The following is a 19,353-nucleotide window of genomic DNA, read 5'->3' as shown; positions in this document are numbered from 1 at the left end:
GGGCATACCAAGCCCCGGCACCACCGTTCCCCCAAGGTCCGCATGATTCTGGCCAACGAGGACACGCATGCAAGCAGGGACGACTTCTACCAGCGCAAGCCGCAGCCGCCTGACACGGCAGCTGATCCTGGGTTTTTCCGGTGCCATCCTGTTGATCCTCGCGGTCGGCCTGGCATCCCTCTACCGCATCGTCGTGGCCCTCGATGAACGCGAGCAACTGCGCAGCGCCTTTCTCGCCGGTTCGGTCCGGCAAAGCCTGGAAAAGTCCGAGAAGACCTACCTGCTGTCCCATGCCTTCTGGCAGGCGGCCTACGACGAGCTGGGCATCGGCAACAACCGCCAATGGGCCTACGCCGAGGACAATATCGGCCCGACCCTGTACAGCAGCGATGGCTACGCCGGGGTCTTCGTTATCGACGAAAACACCACCAGCTACGCGGTCGTCGACGGGCAACTGAGCGACCAGCCGCTGGAGGCCCTGACCCCGGCAAAGCAACGGATCCTGGCGCAGGCGCGCGTGGCGTTGCTGGACGACCAGGCTGCCTCGGGCTATATCCGCTTTCGCGATGGCCCGGCGCTGTTCAGCGCCGCGGTGATCCGCCCGCCGCAATTGCCCCATCACGTCCCCGGGCCACAACGGGTGCTGGTCTTCGTCCGGCCCCTGACCCCGGCGGTACTGCAGCCCTTGGCCGATAGCGTCGGCCTGGCCTCGTTCTCGGTCACTGCGCGTGGCTATGACGCGCCGGGAGAGGACCGCATGCGCCTGGACAACAGCGGCTACTGGCTGGTGTGGCCGGTCCAGCGTCCTGGCAGCGAGCTGGCCCTGACGGTCATGCCGCCGCTGGCCCTGGCGACCCTGGTAATCCTCCTGGCCATGCTCGCCTTCGCCCGCCAGGCCTTGAGCGTCAGCGCGCGCAACGACCGCAACTATCAGGAGCTGGCAGCGTCCCGCGAAGCCCTGAAAGTCAGCGAGGAGCGTTTCAAGGCGGTGGCCGAGGCGGCCTCGGACTGGATCTGGGAAACCGATGCGCAGCTCAGGCTCACCTACCTGTCGGGGCGTTTCGCCGAACTGACCGGCTACCCGGTGCAGGAGTGGCTGGGCCGGCCCTTAACCGACCTGATGAGTTGCGACACTGCCCACCTACAGCACTGGCTGGCGCAACTGGGCAGCGTCAACGGCTCCGACAGCCTGCGCTGCCAGTACCGTGACCACCTCGGCCAACAGCGCATTTGCCGATTGTCGGCGCGGCCGGTGCTGCATCACGAGCAGCTCCAGGGCTTTCGCGGTACCAGCTTCGACATCACCGATGAAGTGGCGGCCCATGCCCGCATCCAGCACTTGTCGCAGCACGACGCCCTGACCGGTCTGCCCAACCGCAACAAGCTGTTCGCCTTTATCGAACAGGCCCTGCTGGAGGGGAAGGCGGACCTGGCGGTGCTGATCCTGGACCTCGACAACTTCAAGCCGATCAACGATCACCTCGGTCATCCGGCCGGCGATGCGGTGTTGATCGAAGTGGGGCGGCGCCTGGGAACCATCACCCGCGACAGCGACCTTGTGGCCCGCCTGGGCGGCGACGAGTTCGTCCTGGTGGTGGCACGGCCGGGCACGCGGGAGGAAATGGACGCCCTGTGCCAGCGGGTCATCGATACCCTGCGCCGGCCCATCGAGCATGACGGCCAGCAATTGCATATCGATGCCAGCCTTGGCGTGGTGCTGTCCCGTGAGCACGGCGGGCAGCCGGCGGACCTGATCAAGTACGCCGATATTGCCCTGTACAACGCCAAGGCCGCCGGCAAGGGCAATTGGCTGCACTTCTCGGCGCAGATGAACGATGCCGTGCAGGGCAAGCGCACCTTGGAGCGCGAGCTGGCGCTGGGCATCGAGCAGGGGCAACTGGTCCTGCATTTCCAGCCACGCTTTTTGATCGATGGGGTCACCGTGGCGTCGGTGGAGGCCCTGGTGCGTTGGCAGCATCCACAACGCGGGCTGGTCGGGCCGGACGAGTTCATCCCGCTGGCCGAGGAGTCGGGGCTGATCGTCCAGCTGGGCAACTGGGTGCTGCGCGAGGCCTGCAGCACGGCCAGGGCCTGGCCGCAGCCGGTGCTGGTGTCGGTGAACATGTCACCGGCGCAGTTCACCCGCAGCAATGTGGTGCGCGATGTCCGCGAGGCCTTGCTGCACAGCGGCCTGCCGGCGCACCGCCTGGAGCTGGAAATCACCGAGAACGTGATGCTCAACGATATCGAGAACGCCCTGGCGACCATGACGGCCCTCAAGGAGCTGGGCGTGCGCTTGAACATGGACGACTTCGGCACCGGCTATTCGTCGCTGGGGTACCTGCGTACCTATCCGTTCGACAGCATCAAGATCGACAAGCGCTTCGTCCAGGCCCTGGGCAAGAGCGACAGCGACCGCAGCGTGGTGCAGGCGATCATCAACCTGGGCAACGCCATGGGCATGACGGTCACCGCCGAAGGGGTCGAGACCGAGCGGCAACTGGACCTGCTCAGTGCCGACCAGTGTCATGAGGTACAGGGCTATCTACTGAGCCGACCGGTGGAGAACCGCGTGCTGGTAGGGATGATGAAGAATGGATGAAGGCATCTGCGGCTTGCACGCAACCCTGTGGGAGCTGGCCCAACCACTGGCAAGCCAGCTCTCATAGAAAAAACATAACTCTTTGAAGAGACCTTGTGGGAGCGGGTTCACCCGCGATGACGTTAGTGAGCCCACCATCGTCATCGCGGGTGAACCCGCTCCCACAGGGACGTTGCAAGCCTTGGATGTTCAGAGATTCACTGCCCTGGTTTGCACTTCAGCCTCCGGTACCAACCGCCCCGGCATATCCTCCAGCAGCCGCCGCGTATAGTCGCTCCCCGGCCGCCCGAACACCTCCTCGGTCGGCCCCTGGTCCACCAGCCGCCCCTGGCTCATCACCAGCACCTGGTCACTGATCCCGCGTACCGTCGCCAGGTCGTGGGAGATGAACAGATAGGTCAAGCCAAGTTCCTCCTGCAAACGCTGCAATAGATCCAGCACTTGCGCCTGCACCGGTGCATCCAGCGCTGACAGCGGCTCGTCCAGCACCAGCAGCTCCGGCTCCGCCGCCAGCGCCCGCGCTATCGCGACCCGCTGGCGCTGGCCGCCGGAGAGCTGGGCAGGGCGGCGATGCAGCAGGTCGCCCGGCAAACCGACCCGTTCGAGCAACGCCAGTACCCGTGCCCGGTGATCGCGCCGCTGGCCTATCCCGAACGCACGCAGCGGCTCGCTGACGATCGCCAGCAGATCCTGGCGCGGATCCAGCGCGGCATAAGGATTCTGGTAGACCAGCTGCACCCGCCGCCGGTAACCGTGCAGTTGGCGGCGACCGGCCCCGAGCACTTCGAGCCCGTCGAAGCGCACGCTGCCGGAGCAGGCCTGTTCCAGGGCGAGAATGATCCGCGCCGTGGTGGATTTGCCCGAGCCGGACTCGCCCACCAGGCTGGTGGTGGTGCCCCGTTGCAGGCTGAAGCTGACACCATCCACCGCTGCTGCCCCGCGCTTGTCGAAGCGCCGGCTCAGGCTGGTGACCTGCAGCAGCGCCGGTTCCCGGCTCAGCGCTGGCGCCACGCGACGCTGTTGCAAGCGCGCCAGCGGCGAGGCCTGGAGCAACTGGCGGGTGTAGGGATGCGCCGGCGCATGCCACAGCTGCGCCGGAGTACCGCTTTCCAGCAGGCGACCGTGGCGCATCACCAGGATCCGGTCGGCACGATCCAGCGCCACCGCCAGGTCATGGGTGATCAGCAGCAGGCTGCTGCCACGCTCGCGGACCAGTTGCTGCAAGCGGTCGAGGATCTGCCGTTGCACGCTGACATCCAGGGCACTGGTGGGCTCGTCGGCGATCAGCAGCGGCGGGTCGTTGGCCAGGGCAATGGCGATCAGCACCCGCTGGCACATGCCCCCGGACAGTTGATGGGGATAACGGGCGAGCAGGGTTTCCGGCGCCTTGAGGCCGACTTCCCGAAGCAGCTCCAGGGCACGCGGACGGGCCTGGGCCAGGGGCATGCCGTGCACGGTCATGGCTTCCACCACCTGGGCGCCGATGGTCTTCACCGGGTCCAGCGAGGTGCCCGGATCCTGCGGCACGAAGCCGACCAGGCGGCCACGACGCTGGCGCCAGGCACGTTCGTCGAGGCTGTCCAGCGCCTGGCCCTTGAACCACAGCTGCCCGTGCTGCCGCGCCGCTTCGGGCAACAAGCCCGCCAGCGCCGCAGCCGTGGTGGATTTGCCGGAGCCGGACTCGCCGACCAGGCAGACGATCTCGCCTGCGGCGATGTCCAGGTCCAGCCCTTGCACGGCGGCCTGCGTCGCCCCCGGATACTCGACCCCGAACTGGCGGATACGCACCAATGGCGCACTCATGGATGTTCTCCCTGAAGACGTTGCAAACCCCGGCCAAGCTGCTGGGTGGCGAGCACGACGCCGGCCACCACCAGCCCTGGCAGCGTGGTGTACCACCAGGCGGCGACCATGTAGTTGCGCCCTTCGGCAATCAACAGGCCCCATTCCGGTTGCGGCGGCGGGGCGCCAAAGCCGAGGAAGCTGAGGGCCGAGACCGCCAGCACCGCACTGGCGAACTCCAGTGCCGCCAGGGCGAGCAACGGCCCGGCCGCATGGGGCAGGACATGCCGACACAGGTTGGTCCAGGAACCAACGCCGACCACCTGGGCGGCTTCGACGAACACCCGGCTGCGCCAGCGCAGGACTTCGCCCCGGGCCAGCCGGGCGAACACCGCCACCGACGACAGCCCCACCGCGATGGCGATCTCCAGCGTGCCGAAACCCAGGGCGGTGACGATGGCCATGGCCAGCAGCAGGGCCGGAATCGCCATCAGCACCTCCACCACCACCGCCAGCACGCGGTCGGCCGCGCCACCGAACCAGCCTGCAATGCCGCCGAGCAGGGTCCCGGCCAGCAGGGCGATGACCACCGCAATGGCCGTGGCCTGCAACGACAGCGCTGCACCGTATACGCAACGGGCATACAGGTCGCGGCCCAGATGGTCGGTGCCGAACCAGTGCTGCGCCGAGGGCGCGCGCAGGGTCTGGGTGGGGTCGGCCAGCAACGGATCGAGGCTGGTGAACAGCCCGGGGAAGAACGCCCAGCCCAGCAGAAGCACGAACAGCACCAGGCTCAGCGCTACTGGCAAGCCAGGCCGGTAGCGCCACGCAGGCAAGGAGGAAATGGCGGGGTGCAGGATCATGGATGGCTCCCTTGGCGAATGCGCGGGTCCAGCAATGGGTAGAGCAGGTCGGTGAGCAGGTTGGTCAGCACATAGAGGGTCGCGGCCAGCAGCACCACGCCCTGGACCACGGCGATGTCCTGGCTGGCCACCGCCGCCTGGGCCAGGCGGCCCACGCCGTCGCGGGAGAACACCGTCTCGGTGACCACCGCGCCGGCCAGCAGATTGCCCAGCAGGGTGCCGGTCAGGCTGAGCAGGGGGATCGAGGCGTTATGCAGGATATGCCGCCACAGCAACGACCAGCGCCCGACCCCCTTGCTGCGCAGCGCCTGGACGAAGGGCTGCTGGCTGACGCTGGCGATGGAACGACCGAGCACCTGGGCGATCATCGCAGCGCAGGGCAGGGCCAGGGTGACTGCCGGCAGCACCAGGCTGGCGAGGCCGTGATCGCCCATCGCCGGCAACCAATGCAGGCGGAAGGAGAACAGTTGCAGCAACAGCAGGCCAACCCAGAAGGTTGGCAGCGATACCACCAGCGCCGGCGCATTGTGCAGCGCCGCCTGCAGCGGGCGCCGGCGCACCTGGTGGGCCGCCAGGGCCACGCCGATGCCCAGCGGCACGGCGATCAGCAGCGCGGCAAAGGCCAGTGCCAGGGTCGCCGGGAGTGCTGCGGCCAGGGCCGTCGCGACCGGCTTGCCAGTCTGCAGCGACATGCCAAGGTCCAGGTGCAACAACCGCCACAGGGCGCCGCCGTATTGCTGCCAGAGGCTGCCGTCGAGGTGATAGCGAGCCCGCAGTTCGGCGACCTGTGCCGGATCCGCGGTGCCCGGTTCGCCGCCCTGGGCGAGCAGGATGCCGACCGGATCGCCCGGCAGCGCATAAAGAATGGCGAACGACAGGCTGAAGGCCGCCCACAGCACCAGCAGGGCCTGGGCCAGACGCCAGAATGCAGAGGTGTGCATGCTCAGTGGCCTCCCGGTTGTGCCAGCCAGGTGTCGTAGAACTGCAGGCGCGTCGAGGCCTCGTAGTGCAGGCCGTGCACCACGTCGCGGAAAGCGGTGACGGTGGCCATTTCCACCAGCGGAAGCACATGGCCCAGGTCCAGCAATTCGGCGCTGGCCTGCTGGATCAGTGCGCCACGTTTCTGCCCGTCGAGGCTGGCCGCCGAGTCCAGCAGCAGCCGGTCGAGTGGCAGCGGTGCGCGAACATTGACGTTGCGTCCCGGAGACAGGAATACCGTGCGCAGTACGTCCGGATCGGCCCGGGTCAGGTTGAAGAACCACAGGCTGTAGTCGAGGGAGGTCTGTTGCAGGCTGACCTGGCCGATGGTGGATTTGTTCAGGCGCAGCTCGACGCCGATCTTGCGCAGTTGTTGCTGTACCAGCTCCAGCACCGGGGTAGTGGCCTGCCAATAGTCGAGGGTGAAGCCCAGGCGCTTGCCGTCGCGCTGGCGCCAGCCATCGGCACCCTTGCGCCAGCCGGCGTCATCCAGCAGCTTTTCCGCGCCCGCCGGATCGTAGGCCAGATGACTGCTCAGATCCTGGTAATACGGCGTGCTGCTCGCCAGTACCGAGGTCGCCGGCTTCTGGTAACGGGAAATCACGCCCTGGAACTGGCTGCGGTCGATGGCCTTGTTCAGCGCCTGGCGCACTGCCAGCTCATCCAGTGGCGCCCGCGAGACATTCGGCGTCAGGCTGAAGACGATGCCCGGGTTGGGGCGGTTGATCGAGGGCACGCCCTGGGCTTGCAGCACCGCTTCGTCCTGCACCGGCACACTGGTGTTCACATCGATCTGCCCGGACAGCAGGCTGCCCAGGCGCACGCCGGACTCGGGGAGGATATGGAACTCGATGGCATCCAGCCAGGCGCGGCCCTGGTGTTGGGCAATCGAAGACGGCCAGCGGTAGTCGGGGCGGGCTTCGATGCGCACCAGCCTGTTGTGCTCGAAGCTTTTCACCGTGAACGGCCCGGAGCCCACCAGGGCGCCCTGGCAGCGCTCCTCGGCGGTGCGTTTCAAGGTGTCGAGGGAAAACAGCCCGAGGCTCATGGTGGAACTGGCCTGGAGGAACTGGGCGTTGGGTTGCTTGAAGGTGACGCGCACGCTCGACGGGCCGGTGACCTCCACCGATTCAAGGCCCGCCAGGTAGGTCCCGGCCAGTTGCGCGCGCGCGCCAAGCGCGACGATCGCCTCGAAATTGGCCTTAACTGCCGCCGCATCCAGCGGGCTGCCATCGGCGAAGGTCACGCCTTCGCGCAGGTGGAAATCGAACTGTCGCGAATCCTCGCTGACTTCCCAGCGCTCGGCCAGCCACGGCAGGATCTCGGCGCTTTGCGGGTCCTGGTCGGTAAGCGAGTCCACCAGTTGCCGGCCCACGTTGAGCGCGGTGTTGTTGCCGGCCTGCTGCGGATCGATGCAGTTCGGGTCGCCGTCGAAGGCCACGCGCAGTACGCCGCCAGTCTGCGGCTGCGCGGGGGTGCCGGTGGCGGCCGCTTGCTCGGGCTTGCCGTCGCAGCCGGCCAGGGCCACGGCGATGGCCAGGATTGCCAGGGGTCGAATCATGGACGCTCCTCAGAAAAACCGGTTGGTGCGGTAGGGCAGGCCGAGGTTTTCCCGCAGCGTGGTACCGGCATATTCGCGCTGGAACAGGCCGCGGCGTTGCAGTTCGGGAACCACGCCGTCGACGAAATCGTCGATGGCCGAATGCAGGCCGCTGAACATGATGTTGAAGCCGTCGGCGGCACCCGCCTCGTACCAGGCGTGCAGGTCATCGGCGATGCTTTCCGGGGTACCGATCAGGATCCGATGGCCGCCGGACGTGAGCTGGTTGAACAGCTGGCGCACGGTCGGGCGCTCGCGGCGGATCAGGTCGAACACCAGCTTCTGCCGGCTCTGGTGGGTGTTGGTGGTGAAGTGTTCCGGTGGCAATGGCACCACCTCGTCGAAGGGCAGTTCGGACAGGTCGTAGCCGAGGCTGACGAACTTCGAAATCGAGCTGAGGAAGGCCTTCGGCTCCAGCAGTTCCTGCTGGCGGTCGTACTTGGCCTGGGCTTCGGCGAGGGTTTTGCCGACTACCGGGGATACGCCGGGGAGGATCTTCAGCTCATTGGCACCACGCCCGAACGCAGCGGCCGCGGCCTTGGTTTCCTGGTAGAAGGCGCGCCCCTGTTCGATGGTGTGCTGGGCGGTGAAGATCAGTTCGCCGACCCGCGCCGCCAGGCGCTTGCCCGCCACCGAGGCGCCGGCCTGGGCCACCACCGGATGGCCCTGGGGCGAGCGCGACACGTTGAGCGGGCCGCGGACCTGGAAGTGTTCGCCCTGGTGGTCGAGTACGTGCAGCTTGTCGATGTCCAGCCAGGTACCGCTGGCCTTGTCCTGGATAAAGGCGTCGTCGGCCCAGCTGTCCCACAGGCCGCTGACCACGTCGTAGAACTCCTCGGCGCGGGCATAGCGGTCGTCATGCTCGACATGCTCCTGGCGATTGAAGTTCTCGCCGCCGCCCAGGGAGGTGACCAGGTTCCAGCCGGCCCGGCCACCGCTCAGATGGTCCAGCGCAGCGTACTTGCGTGCCACGTTGTAGGGCTCGTTGTAGGTGGTGCTGGCGGTGGCGATCAGGCCGATATGGCGGGTGCTGGCGGCCAGCGCCGGGGCCAGGATCAGCGGGTCCCAGCGCACGCTGTTGGGCCCGCGTTGCAGGGCCAGGTCGAGCTTGACGTCGAGGGTGTCGTTGAAGAACAGCGAATGGAAGCGCCCGGCCTCCAGCTTGCGCGCGATGTACTGGTAATGCTCCAGGCTGCGGAAGGTATCCAGCGGCGCCTCCGGCAGGCGCCAGGCGCTGCCGCTGAGGGTGCCGGGGATGAAGGCGCCGAGTACGAACTGGCCTTGGCTCATGAACATTCTCCTGGCGCCCGCCGAACGAGGCGGGCGCTCGATCGTTGGGGTCAGAAGTTGTAGGCGACGCGGGTGTACCAGAAGCCGCCGTACGGATCGAACGGCGAGATCGAACCGAATTTCGGAAAGCCGTTGACGTCGCCGGCCGGGTAGGCGTTGTTATCGGCGCGTACGTCGAACAGGTTGTTGGCGCCCACGGCGATATCGAAGTTGTCGGTGACCGCATAGGCCACTTCCAGGTCGGTGAGCCACTTGGCGCCGTAGGTCACGTCGTAGTTGGGGTTGGCGTCGCGGGTGATGACCTTGTCGTAGCGGGTCACCGCGGCGTTGACGGTAAAGCGCTCGATCTGCCAGTTGGCGCTGAGGATCAGCTTGGTCTTGGGGTTGGCCACGGTGAGGTAACCCTGGGCCACCCGGTCGAACAGTTCCAGATTGTTGCCGGCGGCCTTGAGGGCGGCCGGGGTCTGCTTGATGTCGTCGATATCGGTCTTGTTGTAGTTGGCGCCGATGCCGTATTTCACCCGGCCGAACTGGCCATAGTCGACCCGGTAGTCGGCCACCAGGTCGATGCCGCGGGTGGTGGTGTCGGCGGCATTGGTGAAGTACTTGATGCGGTAGCCGGGCTTGTAGCCGTTGGCGACGAGGATCTGATCGACGCCGTTGCCGTAGAGGAAGCCGGTCAGCGCGATGCGGTCGCGGATCTCGATCTGGTAGGCATCGAGGGTCACGCTGGCCTGGGGCAGCGGCTGCCAGGTCAGGCCGAGGCTGATGTTGCGCGACTTCTCCGGGCTCAGGTCCTCGGCGCCAAGGGCCTTGGCCAGGGCCGAGTCGACCCGGGCGGTCTTGGCCTCGACGAACTGCGACACGCCGTTGACCGTGGTGTACTGGTTGGCGGTCTGGGCGTAGGTGGACTGCGACAGCGATGGTGCGCGGAAGCCGTTGCTCACCGTGCCGCGCACGGCGAAGGTCGGGGTGAAGTCATAGCGCGCGGTGAGCTTGCCGCTGCGGGTATTGCCACTGTTGTCGTCGTATTTCTCGAAGCGTGCGGCGGCGCCCAGGTAGAGCTTCTCGGTGGGGTTGAAGCCCAGGTCCAGGTAGCTGGCGTAGCTGTTGCGACTGGCCTGGCCTTCGTCTTCCGGGGTCAGGGTGATCGCGCCCTGGGCACCCACCGAGCCGGGTTGTCCGGCCAGCGGGCCGCTGGGGTAGATATAGCCGCCGTTGATCCACGACAACGGGTCGTCCGACTCGGTCTTGTAGCGCTCGTGGCGGTGTTCCAGGCCCCAGGACACCTGCAGCGGCTTGCTCAGGCCGACCTCGAAGGCGCGGGTCAGGTCAAGGTTGTTGGTCCACTGGTCGAAGGTGTTGCTGTAGGTATCGAAGTGGGTCGGGCTGCTGGGGCCGAGGGAGGCATTGAGGGTTTCGTCGGCGCCGGCCTGGCTTTTCGCCCGGCCGAAGGTGGAGCTGAGGTCCCAGTGCCACTCGGCGATCTCGCCCTTGCCGCCGGCAGCGGCCTGGTAATCGGTTTCCTTGAGGGTGTAGAAGGGCGCGGTGCCGTCCGGATAGATCTGCGGAATGATGTTGGTCGAGTTGGGGCGCCGGTAGTTCTGCCCGCCCTTGGCATCGCGCTGGCTCAGGGTCGAGAAGGAATACAGGGTCAGGTCGTCGTTCACCGGCAGTTCGGCGTTGTACGACAGGTTGATCGCCTTGATCTTCGGCAGGCCGTTCTTCTGCACTTCACGGTCGGCCGTGGCGTTGCGCGGGTCGCCGGCGAAGTACAGGTTGCCGGTGGCCTCGCGGGAGCGGGTGGCGGTCTGCACCGACTTGGCATCCAGGGCGTAGTTGAAGAAGCCGCCGTTGTCGCCCAGGGCCAGGCCCTGGTTGAGGGTCTGGCGCAGGTTGCCGCCGTCGCCGTCCTCGTAGTACTGGCCGTACTGGGTGCTGACCGAGCCGCCGTTGTCGTTCTGCTTGAGGATGATGTTGATCACCCCGGCGATGGCGTCGGAGCCGTACTGTGCCGACGCACCGTCGCGCAGCACTTCGACATGGTCGATGGCGCTGATCGGGATCATGTCCAGGTCCACCGGGTTGGTGCCGTAGGCGGCGGTGGAGTCGAGGTTGATCACCGAACTGTTGTGGCGGCGCTTGCCGTTGACCAGTACCAGCACGTTGGAGCCGTTCAGGCCGCGCAGGCTGTAGGGGCGGGCGACGCTGTCGTTGGAGGTGCCGGAAGGGCGCTGGGAGAACGATGGCAGGGTTTTCTGCAGGGCTTCGCGCAGGCTGCTGGAGCCGGTCTGTTCGAGCTGCTTGCTGTCGATCACGTCGATCGGTGCCGGGCTGCTGGTGACGGTGCGCACCTCGCTGCCGCGCGAACCGGTGACGATCACCGTGCCGAGCGCGGTATCGCTGTCGGCGGCCACTGCGAGCGGGTTGAACAGATAGCCGGCGAGCAGCGCCGGGGCCATGGACAAGGGAGTGAATACGGACTTCATGACGGTTCCTAAGGGTTCGATTGGCAGTCAGGCCCTGGATGTGCGATCGAACGGGCTCTCATAGGTTGTTTCACGTTTTCCAGGCATGGCCGGGCCCGCGGGAGGTCCATTGCTCCCGTGGTTCGGCGTGCCTGTGTCTCGTCCGGCGCGCGCCGGTACGCTTATGCCGCGGCGGATCCCTGGCCGCTGAGCAATGAACTGAAGCGGCGGTCCCAGAAGTCGCGGACCGTCACCGGTTGGCGCAGCAGGCCGCTGTCATGGAACAGGTCGGCGATGCGCTGCTGTGCGGCGATGTCCTCGTCGCTGACCGGGAGCAGGCGGCATGGCCGCTGGCGCTGGTCGAACTGTTGCAGGTAGAGGGACCGGGAGATCCCGGTCAGGGCTTCGTTGCGCGCGGCCCAGGCGTCGGGATTGCGCTCCACCCAGTCCCAGGTGGCGCGTTCGCGTTCGAGGAAATCGGCGATCTGCGCCTGCTTGCCCGGTTGCGCCAACACCTTCGCGCTGGTGGCGATCAGGTAATTGCCGCACTGATAGCGGCTGGCATCGGCCAGCAGTTCGCCGTCCATTTGCGTCAAGGCCTGGAGCGCCCCGATACCGCCGGCGACGATGGCGTCGAGATGGCCGTTCTGGAACGCGATCAGCGCATCGCGCGCCGGCATCGCCCGGGCCTGGATATCGTCAAGGCTGAGGCCGTTGTCGCGTAGCAGGTTGAGCACCAGGTAGTGGGTGTCGGTGGCGCGTACGAAACTGATGCGTTTGCCCTTGAGGTCGTTGGTCGAGCGGATGCCGCTGCCGCGCTTGACGATCACGCCGCTACGGTTCTGCTCGCCCTGGTAGCTGGCGATCAGCACCAGCGGATTGCCAGCGGCACTGGCGAATAATGGCAGCACCGGGCTCATGAAGGCGTAGTCGAGGCTGGCGCTGGCGAACGCCTCGAGCACCATGGCACCGCCGGGGATGTCCACCCATTCCACCGGATAGGGCGTGGCGGCCTGCCCGGCATCGCCGAGAAAGCTTGCGGCCTGGCCCTTGTAGCGCCAGACCCGCAGTGCCTTCGGGGTGTTCGCCAGCGCCGGAGCCATGCCCGCGGCGAGGCCGAGCAGGGCGCTGTGCTGGATGAAGCGGCGGCGGTGAAGATCGATGTTCATGGCTCAGTCCAGCAGGTCGGGTTGTTGCTGGACGATGCGGTCCCACAGCGGCAGGAAGTTCAGCCAGCCGAACAGCTCGCGCTGGGCCGCATCGAAGCTGTCCTCGCCCACCTGTGGAATGCGCGGTTGGCCGGCGGCATACGCCAGCAGATGAGCACGGGCGGTGTCATCGGCAAGGATAAAGCGCCACGCCGCGCTTTCCACGGTCTGGCCGGTGGTCCACAGGCCGTGGTTCTGCCAGACCAGCAGGTTGTTGTCGGCGAAGGTCTCGACGAAGGCGCGGGCCACCAGGTCGCGATCGGCGGTGCCCAGGGCGTGGCGGTCGAACAGTACCTGCTGGCCGACGAAGGCCGAGGACTCGGCGGTGATCGGCTGGAACAGCTGGCCCAGGGACGACCACACCCGGCCATGGAAACCATGCAGATGGGCAATGCCGACCACCTCCGGACGGGCCTTCTGCAACTCGTAGTGCAGTTCCAGGGCGCTGGTGTTGAGCAGGCCGTCGCCTTCCACTACCTGGCCCTGGCCGTTGACCCGCAGCAGATGGCTGGTGCGGATCTGCGAGAACGGCACGCCCAGCGGGTTGATCCAGTAATGGTCGGTCTCGATCGGATCGCGGGCGGTGAAATGCCCGGCCAGGCCGACCTCGAAGCCCAGTTCGGCGAACAGCCGATAGGACGCCGCGAGTCGTTGCTTGCGGTGCAGGCGTTCGGCGTGAAGATCGGCGTGGGTGGTCGGGGCGCTCAGTTGCAGGCGATGGTTGTGGTTCGGCAGGCGGGTAATGCTATGGCTCATCGGGGCGTACTCGCAGGTGGATGAATCGGGCGCCTCCACCGTGCGAGGGGTCGGGTCTGGAGGGACTGTAGCAAGGGGGAAGGGAAGGGCAGAAATACTGTTTTGATCTATTTTTATTATTATTTTTCAGAATAAAAAATCAGATGAATATTTAATTATTGCATTTCCTTGTTGAGCAATTCAGGCGGCTGTTGCGCGTACCCTGTGGGAGCGGGTTTACCCGCGATTGCTGTAGTGAATTCACCATAGCAATCGCGGGTAAACCCGCTCCCACAGGGACTGCGGCGGTCTTCGATCAGGCGACTTCGGCATCCTTGGTACTGTGCCGATTCACCGGCACCACCAGCCCCAGGTGGTCCCTCAAGGTCCGCCCCTTATATTCCTCCCTGAACAACCCGCGCTCGCGCAGGATCGGTAGCACTTCGTCGGTAAAGCGCGCAAACGCCGCCGGCGCGCCGACGTGCACGTTGAATCCGTCCACCGCGCCTTCCTTGAACCAGCGTTCGATCTCGTCGGCCACCGTTCGCGCCGATCCGGCGAAGCCGGTAAAGGGCCGAGCGAACCTGAGCGCTGTCTCGCGCAGGGTCAGGCCCTGTTCGCGGGCCACCCGCTTGATCTTCTCGGCATGTCCGCGATAACCATTGCTGCCCAGGTCACCCAACTCCGGGAACGGCTCATCCAGCGGGTACTGGCTGAAGTCGTGGTAATTGAACGGCCGCCCCAGTTGCACCAGCGCCTTGTTCAGGTCCAGCTCGCCATGCCTGGCCTTGAGGATCGCCTGCGCCTCTTCATCGGTATCGGCAATGATCGGCGTGATCCCCGGGAACACCAGTACCTGCGCCGGATCGCGCCCGGCCTGCGCCGCCCGGCGCTTGATGTCGGCGTAGTACTCGCGGGCATCGTCGAAGTTGTCGACCCCGGCGAAGATCCCTTCGGCAATGTGCGCGGCCAGCCCTCGACCGGACTCCGACACCCCGGCCTGGAAAATCACCGGCTGGCCCTGGGCCGAGCGCGAGATGTTCAGCGGCCCGGCGACCGAGAAGAACTCGCCGCGATGGTCCAGTCGATGCTGCTTGGACGGATCGAGGAAGCGCCTGCTGGCCCGATCCCGCGGGAAGGCATCGTCCTCGTAGGAGTCCCACAGCCCCTGGACCACCGCCACGTGCTCATGGGCGCGGCGATAGCGCTCGCCGTGGTCGATATGCTGCTCGCGGCCGAAATTGCCGGCGGCGCCTTCCAGTCCGGTGGTCACCACGTTCCAGCCGGCACGGCCATGACTGATGTGGTCCAGCGAGGCGAACTGGCGGGCGACATTGAAGGGCTCTGTGTACGAGGTGGTCAGGGTCGCTACCAGGCCGATCCGGTCCGTGGCGCCGGCCAGCGCGGAGAGCAAGGTCAGCGGCTCCAGCCGATTGAGAAAGTGCGGCGCAGAGTCCGGGGTGATGTAGGGGCTGTCGACGATGAAGACGAAGTCGAACTTCGCCGCTTCGGCCGCCCGGGCCTGCTGCTTGTACCAGTCGATATCGATGCTCGCGTTGCCGGGAATGCTCGGGTCCAGCCATTCCTGCTGATCGGTGCCGACACCGGTGAGGATCGCGCCAAGGTGCAATTGCCGTGTGCTCATGCTGCAACTCCTGTAGTTGGTGAAGAAGAAGGGCTCAGGCCCAGGCGTGGCGGACTACCAGGCCATCGGCATCGAGGGCGGCATCCACCGCGTCGATGATCGGCTGGGCTTCGCTGCGCACCAGCCAGTCGGGGCTGACCTCCGCGAACTGCACCCGGCTATCGCGGCCGATCACCACCACCGTGGGCTGCGGCAATTCCCAGGTGCCAGTGCCGGTCACGGCGCCGATGCTGCTGCCCTTGGCCAAGGCGGCCTGGCGCGATGCTTCGTCGAAGCTGTAGAGCACGCCGAAGCGGCGGCCGAGCCGGTTGTCCGGGTCGCTGGCGACCTGCAGGGTCAAGCGGTGCTTGTCGCGGATGTCCACCAGGCGCTCCGGCACCTGCGGGCTGATCGCGACCAGCGGCACGCCACGACGCTGCAGGGCCGGTTGCAGGTTTCGCTCGTAGTAGGGAATGGCGATATTGCATGCCGGACAACCAGCGAAGCGGAAGAACACCAGCACGGCAGGTCCGTTCTCCAGCAACTGGTCGAGGGTCACGGAGCCACCTTCGACCTTGAGCAGTTCGAAGGGCTCGACGAGGTCGCCGGCCTTGATGAAGCGCTGCGGATCGGCTTCGTCCACCAGGCGCTGGCGCTGGTCGATGTTGACCTTGAGGGCTTCCGGGGCCCAGGTGCGCACGCGTTCGGCATGCAGTTCGGCAAGCAGGTGATTGAGGGATTCACTCATGGCGTGGTCCTGTGTCGGGGGAAGGGGTGGCCAGCTCCCGGGCGAGCGCGAAGATATGCTCCATGCGCCAGTGCTGGTTGTCGTAGCGCGGGTCGTTGGCGAACTCGTCCCAGCCGGAATCGCGGCGATATTGGCCAGGCAGGTTGCTGGCCAGGACCTGCGCGGGGTCGAGGCTGACCGGATGTTCGCAATCGGGGTGTACGTAGAGCGCATCGCTGGCGCAGTACAGCTCGCACATGAAGCAGGTCTGGCAGGCGCCCTGGTTGGCGATGCGCGGTTTGCCGTCGCTGCCGAGGGCGAGGACATTGGTAGGGCAGACGCTGATGCATTGGCTGCAGCCGCTGCAGCGGTCGCTAAAGATCAGTTCGATCATGCCGGGGTCTCCACGGCGCGCGTGACCGGGTCGTGACGGACCCAAGGGCTGTCCAGCCCGCCGCTGCGCAGGTGCACGTCGAAGCGGTCGTGTCGTTGCGGTGCGTCGGTGCGCTGGTGGATGCCGCGGCTTTCGTTGCGGGCGAGGGCGCTGGAGTAGCACCAGCGGGCACTGGCCAGCAGGGCCTGGGTTTCCCGCCGGCGCAACAGGCTGTCCGGGTCGCTGTGGGGAGCGTTGCCGCGCAGGCGGTCCCAGTGGCTGTCCAGCGTCAGCAACGAGCGCTGCAATTGGGCGCCGGTGCGGAACAGGTTCTTGTCGTACGGATGCAATTCGTTCTGCACGGCCTGGATAGTCTCGCGGTAATCGGCGTCGGCAGCGGGAATCGAGGTTTCAGCGTACCGTGCCACGGTACGTACCACCGTACGATTGGCTTTTGCGTACTGCGCAGCACCGCTTCCCGCCCATTGCCCGCTGGACAGCGCCCACGAGGAATTCACCGCGCCGCCGCCCGAGATCGCGCCGGTTACCGTTTCGCGGCTGGCGGCATCACCGGCGGTGAACAGGCCGGGCACGGTGGTCTGGCAGTGGTCGTCGGTCACCCGCAGGCCGCCGACACCGCGAATGGTGCCTTCGCCGTGCAAGGTCACGGCGAACTTGTCGCGGTAGGGGTCGATTCCCAGGCGATCGAACGGCAGCATCAGGTTCGGCTGCACATAGGGCAGGCGTGCGCGGATGTCGGCGGGAATCCGGTCCAGGCGGCAGTACACCGGCCCGCGCAGCAGATGGCGGGCAAGGGCGTTGTTGAATTCAGGGCCCTGGGGGATATCCAGCTCGCGTCCGGCGGCATCGAAATAGCGGCCGAAGGTGTAGACCATCGAGCGGGTCATGGTGCTGCCGGCCGGGGCGATGCAGTAGTAGGCGGAGAACTCCATGCCCGACAGCTCGGCGCCGGCTTCCACGCCCATCAGGTAGCCGTCGCCGGTATTGGTATGGCTGCCGAGCAGGCGTGACAGGAAGCCGCAGCCGCCGGTGGCCAGCACCGTGGCCGGGGCCGTTACCTGCCACTCTCGGTTGAGCTGGCGCTGCCAGCCGCGGGCGCCGGCCAGCTCGCCGGATTCGCTGCGCAGCAGTTCCAGGGCCGGGCTCTGGTCCAGCAGGGTGACGCCGTGCTCCAGCGCAAGCTGGCGCATGGCGCGCATATATTCAGGGCCGCGCAGTGCACGGTACTGCTTGCGTCCCTGCTCATCGCTGGGGAAATGGTAGAGGCGGTCCAGTTGCGGCAAGGACTGCCAGGTGGTGTCGAGGATGCGCGCCATCCAGCGCGCGTCGCCCAAGCCTGCGGCACTCTCGACGCGCTTGCCGATCGCGGCCTGGCGCTGGTCGGGCGGCACCCACCAATGGCCGGGCCCGGCGCTGGCGGTCACGCCGCTGGTGCCGCACCAGCCTTTTTCGGCGAGCACCACCTTGGCGCCTTCGCGGGCGGCGGCGACGGCGGCCCAGGTGCCAGCGAGGCCACCGCCGATCACCAGCACATCGGCAGCGAGCTGGAGCGGGGCGGGGGCGTTGTGAAACAGGGGGATCATTGGCGCATTCACTCCGGCTGAGGTCGTTGGGGACGGCCTCCGCCGGGAATGGGGTCGGGTCTTGGGATAGAACGATAGGCGCGGGAGCGGGTGGGAGGGAAAGGCTTTTTGGTTCTAAGCTAATTATGCGAGTTATGTATTTAGTGGCTTATCAAAATCAGGAATAAGTATTTTTATTGAGCGCCGCGGACCTTGTGGGAGCGGGTTCACCCGCGATTACCATATTGAATTCACCGCCGTAATCGCGGGTGAACCCGCTCCCACAAGGTCCGCAGCGCTCTCTCGAAAGGATAGTGTCTTTTTGCTATCATTTGCCCACAAATAATATCCAGCGCTCTGCGCAAGCGAGTTGTACTAAGGATCCCGAGTCCCATGGCGTTATTCCTGCAAAAGCCGGTGTTCTGGAACACCAACAACTACATCGCGCCGTCCGGCGGCTTCGCCACCAGTGGCTTCGCCCGGGAAAACGGCTACGGCCACGAAGAATGGAACAACTCGCCACGCCTGCTCCTGCGCCAGGGCAACCAGCGTTACCGGGTCTTCCATACCGAGGGCGCCGGTGCGGCGCCGCTGGTGGAAAACGCCGGCCAGACCTTCGTGTTCATGACCGCCGCGCACAACGGCATCCTGCAACTGGTAGGCGTCGCCGGTAACGCCGTCGGCCTGTTCGACGAACGCCTGCTGGGGCAGCGCCAGCAGATCGTCGACAAGCTCGCCCTGCAGGAACTGTGGGAAGAAGCCTGGGCCGTGACCAAGGTCCGGCGTATCCACGAGGATGACCGCCACCACTTCCTGCGCAACTGGAAACAGAACCTTCAGCGTATTCCCGCCTGGATCTGCCCGGAAGAGTACTTCTGGTGGTTCGACGAGCCCGTCACCCTTGATCTGCGGGCGATCAATGGCGCGGAGAAGCTGGCGTCCGCAGGCACCAGCGAGCTGGACCTGGCCCTGGTGGGGCGGATCATGGATGCCATTCCCGCGTCGCAGCGGGGCGAGCGCTGGGCGCGCTTGATCGACGCCATCCACTGCGCGCCGAGCGAACCGGTGGCGGCCTCGGACCGGGATGCGCTGCTGGAAGGCCGCGAGCCGGTGACCGAGCTACTGACCCACCTTCAAGCCCGCCGCGGGCGCGGCAAGTTCCGCCAGGACCTGCTGGAAACCTGGGGCGGAGCCTGTGCGGTGACCGGGCTGGCCTGCGCCGAGGTGTTGCGTGCCTCGCATATCAAGCCCTGGGCGGTGGCGACGGCGAAGGAGCGTCTGGATCCTGATAACGGGTTGCTGTTGTCGGCGAATCTCGACGTCCTGTTCTACCGTGGCCTGCTGTCTTTCGACGAGCAGGGGCAGATGCTGGTGTCGCATTGGCTGGGCGAGGCTGATCGGGCGGCCCTGGGGCTGCCACGGGCGCTGCGCTTCGTGCCGGGCGCAATGGCGCACTACCTGCGCTACCACCGCACCGAGGTGTTTCAGCAGTGATGAGCGGGGCGCCGATCGGCGCCCCC

Annotated in this window: 14 protein-coding genes; 2 read left to right on the top strand and 12 right to left on the bottom strand. The window is 66.4% G+C overall.

All coding sequences use genetic code 11. From position 1 onward, the window contains the following. Positions 1-67 precede the first annotated feature (67 nt). Positions 68-2,602 (top strand): bifunctional diguanylate cyclase/phosphodiesterase, encoded by a 2,535-nt coding sequence (locus tag ACPFMA_RS15545; RefSeq protein ID WP_425928159.1) that lies wholly within the window; start codon positions 68-70, stop codon positions 2,600-2,602. A 189-nt stretch (positions 2,603-2,791) separates the two neighbouring features. On the opposite strand, the gene ACPFMA_RS15540 is transcribed toward ACPFMA_RS15545, so the two are convergent. The 12 genes from ACPFMA_RS15540 to ACPFMA_RS15485 form a co-directional block, all read right to left on the bottom strand. After that, positions 2,792-4,405 (bottom strand): dipeptide ABC transporter ATP-binding protein, encoded by a 1,614-nt coding sequence (locus tag ACPFMA_RS15540; protein ID WP_425928158.1) that lies wholly within the window; start codon positions 4,403-4,405, stop codon positions 2,792-2,794. Further along, on the bottom strand, positions 4,402-5,247 hold the full coding sequence (locus ACPFMA_RS15535; protein ID WP_420058152.1) for an ABC transporter permease: 846 nt from the start codon (positions 5,245-5,247) through the stop codon (positions 4,402-4,404). The genes ACPFMA_RS15540 and ACPFMA_RS15535 overlap by 4 nt, the downstream gene beginning before the upstream one ends. Further along, positions 5,244-6,188 (bottom strand): ABC transporter permease, encoded by a 945-nt coding sequence (locus tag ACPFMA_RS15530; RefSeq protein ID WP_425928157.1) that lies wholly within the window; start codon positions 6,186-6,188, stop codon positions 5,244-5,246. Before ACPFMA_RS15530 ends, ACPFMA_RS15535 begins: the two co-directional genes overlap by 4 nt. Positions 6,189-6,190: 2 nt before the next feature. Continuing rightward, the gene (locus tag ACPFMA_RS15525) at positions 6,191-7,786 is read right to left on the bottom strand and encodes an ABC transporter substrate-binding protein (protein WP_279898282.1); all 1,596 of its coding nucleotides are present in this window, start codon (positions 7,784-7,786) and stop codon (positions 6,191-6,193) included. Between the two features lie 9 nt (positions 7,787-7,795). Further along, on the bottom strand, positions 7,796-9,115 hold the full coding sequence (locus ACPFMA_RS15520) for an LLM class flavin-dependent oxidoreductase (protein ID WP_064304290.1): 1,320 nt from the start codon (positions 9,113-9,115) through the stop codon (positions 7,796-7,798). 50 nt (positions 9,116-9,165) lie between these two features. Beyond that, positions 9,166-11,604, bottom strand: coding sequence for a TonB-dependent receptor plug domain-containing protein (locus ACPFMA_RS15515; protein WP_425928156.1), 2,439 nt, complete (start codon positions 11,602-11,604; stop codon positions 9,166-9,168). A 161-nt stretch (positions 11,605-11,765) separates the two neighbouring features. Further along, the gene (locus ACPFMA_RS15510) at positions 11,766-12,752 is read right to left on the bottom strand and encodes an ABC transporter substrate-binding protein (protein WP_425928155.1); all 987 of its coding nucleotides are present in this window, start codon (positions 12,750-12,752) and stop codon (positions 11,766-11,768) included. A 3-nt stretch (positions 12,753-12,755) separates the two neighbouring features. Continuing rightward, positions 12,756-13,547 carry a class II aldolase/adducin family protein gene (locus ACPFMA_RS15505; protein ID WP_425928154.1) on the bottom strand — a complete coding sequence of 264 codons (792 nt, stop codon included), beginning with the start codon at positions 13,545-13,547 and terminating at the stop codon, positions 12,756-12,758. Positions 13,548-13,842: 295 nt separating this feature from the next. Then, positions 13,843-15,171, bottom strand: coding sequence for an LLM class flavin-dependent oxidoreductase (locus ACPFMA_RS15500; RefSeq protein ID WP_420056320.1), 1,329 nt, complete (start codon positions 15,169-15,171; stop codon positions 13,843-13,845). Between the two features lie 34 nt (positions 15,172-15,205). Further along, positions 15,206-15,898 carry a peroxiredoxin-like family protein gene (locus tag ACPFMA_RS15495; RefSeq protein ID WP_420056321.1) on the bottom strand — a complete coding sequence of 231 codons (693 nt, stop codon included), beginning with the start codon at positions 15,896-15,898 and terminating at the stop codon, positions 15,206-15,208. After that, on the bottom strand, positions 15,891-16,271 hold the full coding sequence (locus ACPFMA_RS15490) for a 4Fe-4S dicluster domain-containing protein (protein WP_425928153.1): 381 nt from the start codon (positions 16,269-16,271) through the stop codon (positions 15,891-15,893). Before ACPFMA_RS15490 ends, ACPFMA_RS15495 begins: the two co-directional genes overlap by 8 nt. Further along, positions 16,268-17,854 carry an FAD-dependent oxidoreductase gene (locus ACPFMA_RS15485; RefSeq protein ID WP_425928152.1) on the bottom strand — a complete coding sequence of 529 codons (1,587 nt, stop codon included), beginning with the start codon at positions 17,852-17,854 and terminating at the stop codon, positions 16,268-16,270. The genes ACPFMA_RS15490 and ACPFMA_RS15485 overlap by 4 nt, the downstream gene beginning before the upstream one ends. Positions 17,855-18,226: 372 nt before the next feature. On the opposite strand from ACPFMA_RS15485, the gene ACPFMA_RS15480 reads away from it, so the two are divergent. Further along, positions 18,227-19,327, top strand: a complete 1,101-nt coding sequence (locus ACPFMA_RS15480) for an HNH endonuclease (RefSeq protein ID WP_425928151.1) — start codon at positions 18,227-18,229, stop codon at positions 19,325-19,327. The last annotated feature ends 26 nt before the right edge of the window (positions 19,328-19,353 follow it).

The sequence above is a fragment of the Pseudomonas sp. NyZ201 genome (genome assembly GCF_049860765.1).
In the GTDB taxonomy this organism is placed as follows: Bacteria; Pseudomonadota; Gammaproteobacteria; order Pseudomonadales; family Pseudomonadaceae; genus Aquipseudomonas; species Aquipseudomonas bharatica.
The sequence above is the reverse complement of the archived record's forward strand: the minus strand, read 5'-3'. Positions and strand labels throughout refer to the sequence as shown.